The sequence below is a fragment of the Sorangium sp. So ce726 genome, assembly GCF_051521405.1.
GTDB lineage: Bacteria > Myxococcota_A > Polyangia > Polyangiales > Polyangiaceae > Sorangium.
In genome coordinates this window covers 11,149,095-11,161,488 of the sequence record NZ_CP150349.1, presented here as the reverse complement: position 1 = coordinate 11,161,488, position 12,394 = coordinate 11,149,095, and the positions used below count along the sequence as shown (strand labels likewise).

10 protein-coding genes are annotated in these 12,394 nt (G+C 71.3%); 8 read left to right on the top strand and 2 right to left on the bottom strand.

The window, feature by feature from the left end; translation table 11 throughout:
• Positions 1–123 precede the first annotated feature (123 nt).
• Positions 124–1,848, top strand: a complete 1,725-nt coding sequence (locus WME79_RS41585) for a hypothetical protein (protein ID WP_437526648.1) — start codon at positions 124–126, stop codon at positions 1,846–1,848.
• Positions 1,845–3,014, top strand: coding sequence for a trypsin-like peptidase domain-containing protein (locus WME79_RS41580; protein WP_437526645.1), 1,170 nt, complete (start codon positions 1,845–1,847; stop codon positions 3,012–3,014). Before WME79_RS41585 ends, WME79_RS41580 begins: the two co-directional genes overlap by 4 nt.
• Positions 3,015–3,092: 78 nt before the next feature.
• Here WME79_RS41580 and WME79_RS41575 read toward each other — a convergent pair whose 3' ends face one another.
• The gene (locus WME79_RS41575; protein WP_437526642.1) at positions 3,093–3,557 is read right to left on the bottom strand and encodes a hypothetical protein; all 465 of its coding nucleotides are present in this window, start codon (positions 3,555–3,557) and stop codon (positions 3,093–3,095) included.
• A 458-nt stretch (positions 3,558–4,015) separates the two neighbouring features.
• On the opposite strand from WME79_RS41575, the gene WME79_RS41570 reads away from it, so the two are divergent.
• The 5 genes from WME79_RS41570 (at position 4,016) to WME79_RS41550 (ending at position 9,639) form a co-directional block, all read left to right on the top strand.
• Complete coding sequence (locus WME79_RS41570) at positions 4,016–4,489, top strand: hypothetical protein (protein ID WP_437526639.1); 474 nt, start codon at positions 4,016–4,018, stop codon at positions 4,487–4,489.
• Between the two features lie 409 nt (positions 4,490–4,898).
• Positions 4,899–5,174 (top strand): hypothetical protein, encoded by a 276-nt coding sequence (locus WME79_RS41565; protein WP_437526637.1) that lies wholly within the window; start codon positions 4,899–4,901, stop codon positions 5,172–5,174.
• 533 nt (positions 5,175–5,707) lie between these two features.
• On the top strand, positions 5,708–8,089 hold the full coding sequence (locus WME79_RS41560; RefSeq protein ID WP_437526635.1) for a 3-hydroxyacyl-CoA dehydrogenase/enoyl-CoA hydratase family protein: 2,382 nt from the start codon (positions 5,708–5,710) through the stop codon (positions 8,087–8,089).
• Positions 8,090–8,098: 9 nt separating this feature from the next.
• Positions 8,099–9,280 (top strand): thiolase family protein, encoded by a 1,182-nt coding sequence (locus WME79_RS41555; protein WP_437526632.1) that lies wholly within the window; start codon positions 8,099–8,101, stop codon positions 9,278–9,280.
• 101 nt (positions 9,281–9,381) lie between these two features.
• Positions 9,382–9,639 (top strand): BolA/IbaG family iron-sulfur metabolism protein, encoded by a 258-nt coding sequence (locus tag WME79_RS41550; RefSeq protein WP_012240161.1) that lies wholly within the window; start codon positions 9,382–9,384, stop codon positions 9,637–9,639.
• Positions 9,640–9,664: 25 nt separating this feature from the next.
• Here WME79_RS41550 and WME79_RS41545 read toward each other — a convergent pair whose 3' ends face one another.
• Positions 9,665–9,805 (bottom strand): DUF4215 domain-containing protein, encoded by a 141-nt coding sequence (locus WME79_RS41545; protein WP_437526629.1) that lies wholly within the window; start codon positions 9,803–9,805, stop codon positions 9,665–9,667.
• Between the two features lie 478 nt (positions 9,806–10,283).
• Here WME79_RS41545 and WME79_RS41540 point away from each other — a divergent pair, with 478 nt between their 5' ends.
• Positions 10,284–12,359 carry an OmpA family protein gene (locus WME79_RS41540; protein WP_437526626.1) on the top strand — a complete coding sequence of 692 codons (2,076 nt, stop codon included), beginning with the start codon at positions 10,284–10,286 and terminating at the stop codon, positions 12,357–12,359.
• Positions 12,360–12,394 lie beyond the last annotated feature (35 nt).

The window sequence follows — 12,394 nt, the reverse complement described above, 5'->3', positions numbered from 1 at the left end:
CGGTGCCACCTCGGCCTTGCGCTGAGGTATGCTGTCGGCGTGGCGGTCCCCTCGAGCCCGGCCTCCGACTTCTGCTCCGCGTGCGGGTTCCCGCTGCGTGGGCCGCGGTGCGAGGCGTGCGGGGTGGACCGGTCGCCTTCGCTCTCCGTCTCGCGCAAGCCGCCGCCCGCGGACGCGGACTGGGACGGGAGCTCGATCGACGCCTGGCGCACGCGCGACCCGGTGCGCTTCGTCGCGCACTGCGCCTCCGCGGAGGCCGGGGCGAGCCTCCAGGCGACGACGCTGCAGGAGGGCGTGGGGTGGATCGTTCCGCTCGGGGCGATGACGCTCTTCGTCTCGCTCGACGCGGCGAACGAGCGGGTGTCGATCGACGTCCCGGTCGTGCGCGTCGCGGAGCGGCACCGGGTACCGCTGCTGAGGACGGCGCTGGAGCTGTCGGGCGGCCCCGAGCCGTTCCGGCTGTGCATGCGGGAGGATCTGCTGCTGCTCCGCCGCGTCGGCCGCGTCGCCGCCTTCACGCCGGAGGCGCTGCGCCAGGCGTTGCGCGAGAGCGGCGAGGCGGCGCAGCGGCTCGGGGAGACGATGGGCGCGTGGTTCGACGCGCGGCCGCCGTTCTCCGAGGAGCAGCGGGCGAGCCTCACGTGGGCCTCCGCCGGCCGCGCCCGGCCGCTCAAGAGCTTCACGGTCCCGCCCGCGCCTGCCCGCGCGCAGAGCGCTCCCTCGGTGCGGGCCGGCGCGCCGGCGACGCCGGTCTCGGGGGCGCGGACGCCGCTCGAGGAGCTGGCGGCGTGGGCGGCGCCCCCCTTGCCGCGCCTGCCCGAGTCGGTCGCGCGCCCCATCCGCGACGCGGACGCGATCCCCGACATCCTGTCCCCGTCGCTGGCGTCGCCGCCGATGCCGGCACCGAGCGCCGCGTCGTCGAAGAACGGCGGCGCGCCCGCGCCCAAGGCCGGCATCCTCCCGCCGGCGCACGACGCCGGCGCGGCGTCGAAGGCGATCGGCGGCGTCGCGAGCCCGGGGTCCGAGGGCGGCGCAGCGAAGCCGGCTCCGGGGAGCGCGGCGGCTGCAGCGCCGCTGTCGGGCGAGCAGGCGGCGGCCGCGGACACGTCGGCGCAGGTCAGCGATCGCCGCAGCGCGCGCACGGTGCCCTTTCGTCGCCCGTCCTCCATGGCAGCGACGCCGCTGTCGGTGCGCCCGCCCGCGCTGCCCGAGGTGGAGATCGAGCCTCCGTCGCGCCGGAGCATCCCGTCCCGCCCGGAGTCGGCGAACGCGGCGGCCGATCGGTTCTGCCAGCTGCTCCGGGACGCGCAGGTGCTCGGCGCGGCGCTCAGCTTCCAGGAGCGGCCGGGCGTCATGGTGCTCCTGATCCGGTGCACGGTCTTCCGGGCGATCTACGAGCACGGCGAGGCGATGCCCGACGCGGTGGCGCACCTCTACCGCTGCACGGCGGCCGCGACCCGCGAGCTCATCCAGGCCGAGGGCGGCGCGCGCCGCGGGAACACCGCCGGCGTCGCGGAGCCGGCGCTCCTCGCGATGGAACGGCTCGTGGCGATGCGCGGCCAGGTGCCCGAGGAGAAGCCGCTCCACATCGATCCGCTCACCACGGCCGCGCTCGCGCGCGAGCACCTCGGCCGCTACCTGCGCGAGATCGAGCGCGCGCCGGCCGACCCGATGCTCCGCCACTTCCTCGCGATCGGGGCCCTGTCCGAGCTCCTGGTGCGCACGAAGCTGCCCGCCAAGACCGAGCAGCGGCTGCGCGACATCGTCGCCTACGCGCAGCGAGACGGCGCCAAACCCGGCACGATCGAGCTCCTGATGACGGCGCTCTCGAGGATCGTCGCGCAATGACGTCGCAGCTGGCGGCGCACGGCGACGGCGATCTCGCGCTGCTCCACGAGCGCGTCGCCCGCGCCCGCCGCTCGGTGGTGGCGATCCGCGCCGGCGCGCTCGTGACGACCGGCTGGGTAGCGCTCGGCAATGGCGTCGTGGTGGCGAGCCGGCGCGGGCTCGGCTATCCGACGGAGGTCGCGCTGACGTTCGAGGACGGGCGGGGCATGGCGGGGCGGGTGATCGCCGCGGACGTGGGCCGCGACGTGGCGCTCGTCGCGCCGGCCGAGCCGCCCGGGGTCGCGGCGCTCGCCGCCCGCGCGGCGGCCGAGCCGCGGCTCGGCGAGCGCGCCGCGGTGCTGAGCTGCCTCCCGGGGCAGAGCCTGCGCCTCGCGGTCGCGCGGGTGTGCCACGTGGCGCGCAAGGTCGACGGGCAGCTCCCGGCGTTCGAGCTCGACGTGGCGGCGCCCCTCGGCGCGCCGGTGCTCGATCCCGAGGGGCGGGTGATCGGCGTGGTCGCGGCGCCGTCCGGCGCGGCCGGGGAGCTCGCGGGTCACTGCGTGGTGGTCCCGGCGGGCGCGTTTCAGCCGCTGCTCGCCTTGGGGGACCGGCCGCTCTCGGAGCTCAGGGAGCGGGCGCCTGTGTACCGCTGCCCGGCGTGTGAGGAGCCGTTCGACGTCGAGTGCGACCGGTGCCTGGGCTGCGGCCGCCTGCTGCCGCACGCGTACCCGCCGTGCCCGGCGCGCGCGGGCGTCGAGCGGGTGATCCGGCAGGGCCTGTCGGCGCTCGGGCTCATCGCCAACCGGGTGCGCGTCGGTCCGAGGGCGTGGCGCATCGCGCAGCGGCCGTACCCCACGGCGGAGACGGCGACGCAGGTGGACATCGAGATCGACGAGGCGGGCGGCCTGCTGACGCTGCGCGCGCCGGTCGTGGGGCTGCCTTCGGCGAACCACGAGCCGTTCTACCGGTTCCTGCTCACGATGAACGACCAGACGACCGGGGAGTTCCGCGTGTCGCTCACGGGCGACGAGGTGTCGGCGTCGTGCGTGGCGTCGCTGGAGGGCTGCGCGGACCACGACGTGGCGCTGCTCATCGATGGGCTCGTGCAGATGGCCGACGAGTACCGGAGGACGCTGGCGGAGACGTTCGAGGCGGCGCCCAGGTTCGAGTCGGCAGCGGGGCGCTGAGGGGGCGCGGGGAAGCACCGGGCGCGCATCGGGCGGGAGCCATCGCGCTCGCGAAGGTGCTCGTCGCCGGCACGGAGGTTACTCGCGCGCTTCGGGAGCTTCCCGCGCGGTGGGGCAGACCAAATTCTCGGGAAATTTGTCGCCCGTCGCCTCCTGTACGGCGGCGGACGCGGCCAAGGTGGTCACTCCCCGGACGGCGGTCGTGCCGGTGGAGGCCGAGAGGTCCTTGAACACATAGGCGTTCACATTGGGGAATCGCCGACGGAGCGCGGCGCCATATCGAGCGAAGTTGGGCTCGTCCCACTGCTCGAGCTCCCCCGTCGCGGCGCGCTGCGCTCTGGCATCGTCGGTATCGGCTGACGCGCCGGCCTGTCGGGGCGCGGCGAGGATATCGAGGAGGAGCCCGCGGCCCTCCAGGATATCGTCATCGGTCATTCCCGCCCCGGCCATCAACGTGCGAATCGCGGCGACGGCGCCTATCCCCATCAGGAACTTGGCGGCGCGCTCTGGCGTGGCCTCCAGGACCGTATCCGAATACTCCATGCTGTCTTCCTCCCTGCCGACCGGGAGCTCCGGACGGCGGCAATGAGAGCAGAAACTACAATGGCTGTTTCAACGGTTGGAAGAGGATTGTTGCGCGTGAAGGCGTGAGCGACCGTCGTTTTTTTGCTTTATCGGATCGGTCAGGCACGTCCGATTCATCCAGCGCCATTCACCCTACTACGTCCGGCGCCTTCCCAACGGTGGCCTCGTACTGGCAACTCACCCCTTCCGCACCCGCTGGCCAATCTGGGCGGATGCGCTCCCTGTACTCGGTATTATGTCGTGGGTGAAAGCTGCGGGCATTGCCTGGGATCTGTGTGCGCGCCCTCCGCTCTCCTGGGTTCACCTTCTTCTTGCTGGGGATCACATCATTGATGTAACGGTCTACGTATCTCGCCCGCGGGCCCATCGGTCCTGGCAGGCATGTCGCCCATCGTTGGGAGCAGGAGGCTCGCTCCATGAGCAAAGATCCTCACGCCAAGCGATTCGAGATCCAGCGGCTCGTCGAGCGTTCGCTCGATCTGGCCAGGCGTGCGCTCCTGCAAGATGGCTCGTTTCTCCCCGGCTTCATTGCTGTCCAGCCCAACGGGAAGTACGACATCGGGGTCGCGGCGCAGGGGGGCACCGATGGCTCGAACCTGCTCATCACCCGGCTGAGGCAGAAGGCCGTGGCAGAGCACCTACGAGCAGCCGCGGTATATCGGGACGTGCGGGTCCGGCCCCGCGGGGCGTTGGAGGACATCGACGCGGTTCAAGTCGTGGTCGAGCTCGTATCGGGGGAGTCGTACAACGTGTTTCAGCTGTACCGCCTGGACGACGAGCAGCTGGTCTTCGAGGAGGGCCCGGAGGTCGAGCGCGTCCCCTCGGTGATCTTCGCAGAGGCGGCCCGTATGGCGGAGGCCGCCAGGCGATGGTGGGAGTTCTGGAAGTGATCGCCGCGATTCAGGCCTCCATGTTTTTGACATGAAGCCTCACGACTCCGCGTCGCACTCCCCTCCGCAGTCGGTGCCTCGCTCATCGCGCGTTCTTCGCGCCGTCGATGCACCCGGCGCCTCGCATACGCCGGCTTGGCACCCACGCCGCTTCCGAAGTCCGCGCCGCTCTCGCAGCGCCGTCCGCACCGCAGCGCGGGCCCCGGGACGCCGTCGCCTGACCTGCTACGCACACCACCTGAAGGAAGTCAACCCACACGCCCCCACGCTGCCGCCGTCCGCGGGCGACGTCGCGCAGGTCCGTCCCGCACCGCCGCGCCGCCGCCCTCCGGAACCCTCGCCGAGCGGCGCGTGGTAGCTTCACCCGCGCCCGCACGAGGCCGTGCGGCCACCCGTCATCGAGGAGACCATGAAGCGAGAGAAGCGACTGACCAAGCGCGAGCGGAAGGCGCTCGCGCCCGCGCGCCCGGCGCAGCCCCACGAGCACAAGCACATCCACTGCGTCGCCTGCGGCAAGCACCTCGATCCGGAGGCGTTCCTGGCGCAAGGGTCGGCGACCTGGATCCAGTGCCTGCACAAGTCGCGCTTCGCCACCTGCATCGAGTGCGTCGAGATCTCGAAGCGCCTCCTCGCCGAGCACGACCGCACCGGACAGCCAGTTCAGTCCGCTCAGGCCTGGCACTGAGCGACCGACTCCAGCCGACGAGCCCGCACGGCCTCACCCGAGCCCGCCCGCACGGCTTCATCTGAGGCCGCCCGCACCGCAGGCGGGCGCCCTGGACAGGCCATCCAGAAACCCACTCCCCATTTCCCCCGCTCGCCCGGAAACCGAAGCGCACCGAGGACTGCCAATCGCTGGAACGAACGGGCCGTCGGTAGTCCAGGGGACGCCACCACGTCCGCTCCGGATGCGCCGCCCCCTCATTCCGGTGCGCCCCCTCTCATCGCAGCTGCCGCTCGCTCCACACACCCGCGCTGGCTCGTGCGGTATCCCACGTGCGCCGCCTCTCATTGCAGCTGTCGCTCGGTATCACACACCTGCGCTTGTCCGCCCGGCGTCCCGCGGCGCCCCGCCGCGCCTCGCCGATCAGCGCGCGCCCTCGACAGCGACGCGTAACCTTGCTCGCTCTCCCGCGCGGCCGTCCACCCCGGATACGCTTGCGCTCGGGGCCCTTTCCGTCAATGGTTTGCGCCCCATTCATCTCTCGGAGGATCTGCATGACGAAACCAATCCGCCGCGCGGGCGTCATCGGCGCGGGCGTCATGGGCAGCGGCATCGCCGCCCACTTCGCGAACGCCGGCATCGAGGTCCTGCTCCTCGATATCGTGCCCCCGAACCTCACCGACGCCGAAAAGAAGGACCCGGCCGCCCGCAGCAGGTTCGCCGCAGGCGGGCTCGAGAAGGCCCTCAAGGCCAAGCCCGCCGCGTTCTTCCACCCGTCGAACGCCCGCCTCGTGCGCACCGGCAACACCGAAGACCACTTCGCCGAGCTCGCCCAATGCGACCTCGTTATCGAGGCCATCATCGAGAAGATGGAGCCGAAGCGCGCCCTCTTCGCGCGGCTCGAAGAGGTCCTGCGGCCTGACGCGGTCGTGGCGTCGAATACGTCCGGGCTGCGCATCGAGGAGATGATGCAAGGGCGCTCCGCGGACTTCCGTAAGCGATTCCTCGTCATGCACTTCTTCAACCCGGTCCGGTACATGAAGCTCCTCGAGCTCGTGGTCGGGCCCGACACCGATGCCGCCGTCGTCGCCCGCGTGCGGAAGCTCGGCGAGGACGTGCTCGGAAAGGGCCTCGTCTTCGGCAAGGACACCCCGAACTTCGTGGGCAATCGCATCGGCACCCACGCGATGCTGACCGCCATCCACCTCATGATCGAGGACGGCCTCGCGCCGGAAGACGTGGACGCCATCACCGGCGTCGCCATGGCCCACCCGAAGAGCGCGAGCTTCAGGACAGGCGATATCGTCGGGCTCGACACCCTCGTCCACGTCGCCGAGAACTGTTACTCGGCGCTCGAGCGCGACGAGGACCGCGACGTCTTCAAGGTGCCCGCCTACATGCGGAAGATGATCGAGGCGAAGCTCCTCGGCGACAAGACCAAGGGCGGCTTCTACCGCAAGGCCAAGGAAGGCCTGGAGACGCTCGACCCGGCCAAGCTCGAGTACCGCCCCCACGGCGGCGACGAGGCGATCAAGAAGGCCACGAGGTCGTGCGAGAAGATCGAGGACCCCGCCGCGCGCGTGAAGAAGCTCGCGAACGACCCGGGCAAGGCCGGGCAGTTCGCCTGGAAGGTGCTCTCCCGCTCGCTGGCGTACACGGCGCGGCGCGTCGGCGAGATCGCCGACAGCATCGTGGCGATCGATGACGCCATGCGCTGGGGGTACAACTGGGAGCTCGGGCCGTTCCAGACCTGGGACGCGCTCGGGTTCGCCGAGACCGTCGAGCGGATGCAGAAGGACGGCATCAAGCTGCCCGAGTCGATCCTCCGCATGAAGCAGAGCGGCGCGACGTCGTTCTACCGCGCCGATGGGGCGGTGTTCGATCTCCTCAAGGGGGAGTACGTCGCCCGGTCCGTCGATCCGCGCAACGTGACGCTGGCCGGCGCGCGTGCGACCGTGAGCGGCGCAAAGGCCGTGCTCGCCAACGACGGCGCAGAGGCCTGGGACCTCGGCGACGGCGTGCTCGGCGTCACCTTCAAGACCAAGGCGAACAGCCTCGATGCGGACTCGATCGGGATGCTCTCGCTCGCCGCCGAGAAGGCCGAGCAGGACTTCCGCGCGCTCGTGGTCTTCAACCAGGGCGAGCACTTCTGCGTCGGCGCCAACCTGTTCCTCGTGGCCATGGCCGCGGGCAACAAGGACTGGGACGCGATCCGCAAGATGGTGAAGGGGTACCAGGACGCGACCCAGCGGCTGAAGTACGCGAGCGTGCCGGTCGTGGCCGCGCCCTACGGGATGACCCTCGGCGGCGGCCTCGAGCTCTGCTTCGCCTGCGACGCGGTGCAGGCCGCGGCCGAGACGTACGCGGGGCTCGTCGAGGTCGGCGTCGGCCTGATCCCGGGCGGCGCGGGGACGCTCAACATGCTCTGGCGCGCGCTGGAGGGGATCCCCGAGGGCGTGACGGTGCCGACGTACGACATCGTGACGCAGGTCTTCAAGAACATCGCCCTCGCCAAGGTCGCGACCAGCGCGGACGAGGCGAAGGCGCTCGGCTTCTTCCGCAAGACGGACGGCGTCTCGTTCGACCGCGCGCGCCAGCTGTACGAGGCGAAGGCGCGCGCGATCGGGCTGGCCGAGGCCGGGTACCACGCGCCCGTGCCGCGCGCCTACAAGCTGCCGGGCGAGAGCGGGATCGCGACGCTGCAGATGATGATCGACACGCTCGTCGCCGGCGGCCACGCCAGCGAGCACGACGCGAAGATCGCGCGCAAGCTCGCCGAGGTGCTCTGCGGCGGCGCTGGCGGCGGGGCGCGCGAGGTGACCGAGGACGAGATCCTCGAGCTCGAGCGCGAGGCGTTCGTCAGCCTGTGCGGCGAGCCCAAGAGCGCCGAGCGAATGCAGTACATGCTGATGAACAACAAGCCCCTCCGGAACTAGGTGAACGCCATGGTCGACGTCGTAATTGCAGAGGCCGTCCGCTCGGCCGTTGGCCGGGCCCACAAAGGGTCGCTCGCGCTGAAGCGCCCCGACGAGCTCGCCGGTGAGGTCGTCGCCGCGCTGCTCCAGCGTGTCCCCCAGGTGAAGCCGGAGGACGTCGAGGACCTCGTCCTCGGCTGCGCCATGCCGGAAGGCGAGCAGGGGCTCAACATCGCGCGCGTCGTCTCGCTCCTCGGCGGGATGGCGCAGGAGGGCTCCGCGATCACCATCAACCGCTTCTGCTCGAGCGGGCTCCAGGCGATCGCGAGCGCGGCGGGCAGCATCGCGATGGGATCGCTCGACATCGCCGTCGCCGGCGGCGTCGAGTCGATGACGATGGTGCCGATGACCGGCAACAAGCTGAGCGCGTCGCCGGAGGCGATGGAGCGGTGTCCGACGGTGTACACGCCGATGGGCATCACCGCGGAGAACGTGGCGAACCGCTTCCAGGTGAGCCGCGCCGACCAGGACGCGTTCGCGCTGAAGAGCCACCAGAAGGCGGCGGCGGCGCGCGCGGCCGGGCGCTTCGAGGACGAGATCGTCACCGTGAAGGGGGTGCGCTTCGAGAACGGCAAGCGCGCGACCTTCGACTTCCGCACCGATGAGCTGATCCGCAAGGAGACGACGGCGGAGGCGCTCGCGGGGCTGAAGCCGGCGTTCTCGGCGAAGGGGAGCGTCACGCCGGGCAACAGCTCGCCGCTGTCGGACGGCGCCGCCGCGGCGCTCGTGATGAGCAAGGCGAAGGCGGACGCGCTCGGCGTGAAGCCGCTCGGGTACTTCCGGGCGTTCGTGACCGTCGGCGTCGACCCCGCCATCATGGGCATCGGCCCGGTGCCCGCGGTGCGCAAGCTGCTCGCGAGGACGGGGCTGAAGATGGCGGACATCGACCTCTTCGAGGTCAACGAGGCGTTCGCCTCGCAGGCCGTCTACGTGCAGCGGACGCTCGAGATCCCCGAGGAGAAGCTCAACGTGAACGGCGGCGCGATCGCGCTCGGCCACCCGCTCGGGTGCACCGGCGCGAAGCTCACCGCGACCGCCCTCTACGAGCTGCGCCGGCGCGGCGGCCGGTACGCCATCGTGACGATGTGCATCGGCGGCGGCATGGGCGCGGCCGGCCTGATCGAGCTGGCCGGCGCGACCGCGCGCGCCTGATCCCACCTCTCCCATCCCGTCGCGTCGACCGCGCGCCCCGCCGCGGCCCGAGCCCCGCGCTCCGGCTTTCCCGCGGCGGGGCGATGGCCTATAGATCGCCCATGCCGAGCCACCTGACGACCTTTCAGGGGTCGATCCCCGAGGCCCTGAAGCAGGCCATCGAAGCGAAGATCGAGGGCTCCACCGCCGAGGTGACCGGCGGTGGGGGCCACTTCAACCTGGTCGTGACCTCGCCGGTGTTCGCCGGCAAGAGCATGCTGGAGAGCCAGCGGTTGGTCTACGGGGCGATCGCCCACCTGATGGCCGGCGATCAGGCGCCCGTCCACGCGATCGACAGCCTCAAGACGCGTACGCCCTGAGAGGGGCGCCGCTCGGCGGCGCGGATCAGTCGCTCTCGTCGTGGCAGGTGCTGCTGCAGCCGTCGCCGTCGGCGGTGTTGCCGTCGTCGCACTCCGCGGAGCCCGCCTCGATGCTGTCACCGCAGACGCTGCGCCGTCGCCGTCGCTCGCGCCTTCCCGTTCGCACGCGAGCAGCGCCGTGGCCGCGATCACCGCGGCCGCCCCAGTCCATCTCGTTAACAGCATCTATCCCTCCAGGAGCGAGGTCCGCGAGCGACGGGGGCCTCCCCTCGACCCTCGAGCACGCGCCGAGCACCTGTTGCCCCAACCTTCCACGGAATACTCCGCTCCGATCGTCCGGACAACTTCGCCCCATCCGGACGTCCCGGCGTTCGGCCGCGCGGCACGTCGGCGCGCATCAACGCGCATCAACTCATGATTCCCGGCGGATCGCGGGCCCTCGCGAGGGAGCAGCGGGCGCGCGCCGCTCCCATGCCGAGCGCCCGGTGACGGGCGCGTGGCAGGTCCAACCGGGCGCGGCGCTCGCTCGCGCCGCGAGCTCGCCGCGCCGTCTGTTTGACACCGGAATTCGCGCGGTGGTACGTGGCGCCGGGCGCCCCACGCGCTTGCTTGATAGCGACCTCACGACCCCGAGGACCCTCCCCATGACGCCTCGTTCCCCGTTGCTCCCCGCCGAACCGCTCCCAGGCGCTCCTGGGGCGAACGACGCCCGGCTCCCGGCGCTCCCGGCCCAGGCGCGCCCCGGCCGAGCCTCCCGCCTGGGCGCCGGGCTGCTCTCCTTCGTCCTCGGCGCCGCGATGACCGCCGCCACCGCGGGCGACGCCGCGGCCCAGACGCGCACGGGAGACGGCGCGAACGGCGACGGCATGGACCTGCACCTGTTCCGGCCGGCGGTCGACTCCAAGGGGCTCTTCTCCGTCAACGGGGCAGACATCCTCGGCGCGAACGACATCAGCCTGGGGCTCGTGCTCGATTACGGGCACAACATCCTGCCGCTCACCGAGAACGACCGGGGAACGGACATGATGCTCAATCACGCGTTCCAGGGGACGTTCCAGTTCGATTACGGCATCGCCAACTTCCTGGTCGTCGGGCTCTCGGTCCCGGTGGTGCTCAACGGGGGCAAGCCGGTCGACGACATCGGCCCGGGCGGCAGCGCCAACTACAACGACGACTCGCTCGACGCGCAGGCGCTCGGCAACCTGGCCGTCCACGCGAAGGCGCGCATCCTCCGCCCCGATCAGGACGTGATCGGGCTCGCGGTGATCGCCCAGGCCGGGATCGGCGTCGGCGGGACCCAGGACTTCGCGTCGGATCCGGGGTTCTTCTTCTGGCCGCAGCTCGTGCTGGAGAAGCGGCTCGGCACGACCAACCCGTTCCGGATCGCGGCGAACGTCGGCTACCGCGGCCACGCCGGGAAGAACCCCGTGTTCGGCCGGCGCCAGGACGGCACGACCTTCCAGCTCGAGCACGGGGACCTCGAGTACTCCGACCTGATCACCGCCGGGGCCGGCATGAGCTACCGCGTCCTCACGCCGCTCGACCTCGTGGTCGAGACCTACCTGACCCAGCAGGTCGGCGGCGGCGACAGCGCCGAGCAGAAGCTGTCGGCCGAGGCGATGGGGGGCATCAAGCTCTTCATCGAGCGGAACAGCTTCCTCATGCTCGGCTTCGGGGTCGGGTACACGCCCGGGTTCCAGTCCGCGGCGCAGCGCGGGACCATCGGGTTCGTCTTCGAGCCGTCGATCGGCGATCGGGACGGCGACGGGATCAAGGACGACCAGGACGACTGCCCCGACGAGCCCGAGGACTACGACGGCTTCCAGGACACGAAGGCGGACTCGCCCCCCGGGAAGTACGGCTGCCCGGATCCGGACAACGACGAGGACGGCATCCTCGACGTCGACGACCGCTGCCCGAACAACCCGGAGGACCGCGACGGCGACGAGGACGACGACGGCTGCCCGGAGGGGAGCGACGGCGATCGCGACGGCGACGGCATCCTCGACTCGCGCGACAAGTGCCCGGACGACCCGGAGGACCGCGACGGCTTCCAGGACAAGGACGGCTGCCCGGATCCGGACAACGACAAGGACGGCATCCCCGACAAGTCCGACCAGTGCCCGAACGACCCCGAGGACAAGGACGACTTCGAGGACGAGGACGGGTGCCCGGAGCCCGACAACGACAGGGACGGCATCCCGGACGTGGCCGACAAGTGCCCGAACGATCCGGAGACGTTCAACGGCCTCGAGGACGAGGACGGGTGCCCGGACAAGGGCAGCGTCGTGATCGAGGAGAACAACATCGTCATCCTCGAGAAGATCCAGTTCGCGACCGGCAGCGCCGAGATCCTCCCGGAGTCGTTCGGCATCGTGCAGGCGGTGGCGGAGACGCTGAAGCACCACCCGGAGTTCACGATGATCGAGGTGCAGGGGCACGCCGACGAGCGCTCGGCGGACGCGTACAACCTCAAGCTGACCCAGGCCCGCGCCGACGCGGTCGCCGCGGCGCTCGCGCAGCGCGGCGTCAACAAGAACAGCGTTCGTTCGATGGGCTACGGCGAGTACTGCCCGCTCGATCCGGCCCACAACGCGCCGGCCTGGGAGAAGAACCGGCGCGTCGAGTTCAAGGTCGTGCGGACCGACAAGGGGCCGACCAACGTGGAGCTCGGCTGCGCCCTGGCCCGATCCAAGGGCGTCAACCCGCCGCCGCCCTGAGCGGAGGTGCGGCGCCGCCCTGAGCAGAAGGGCGG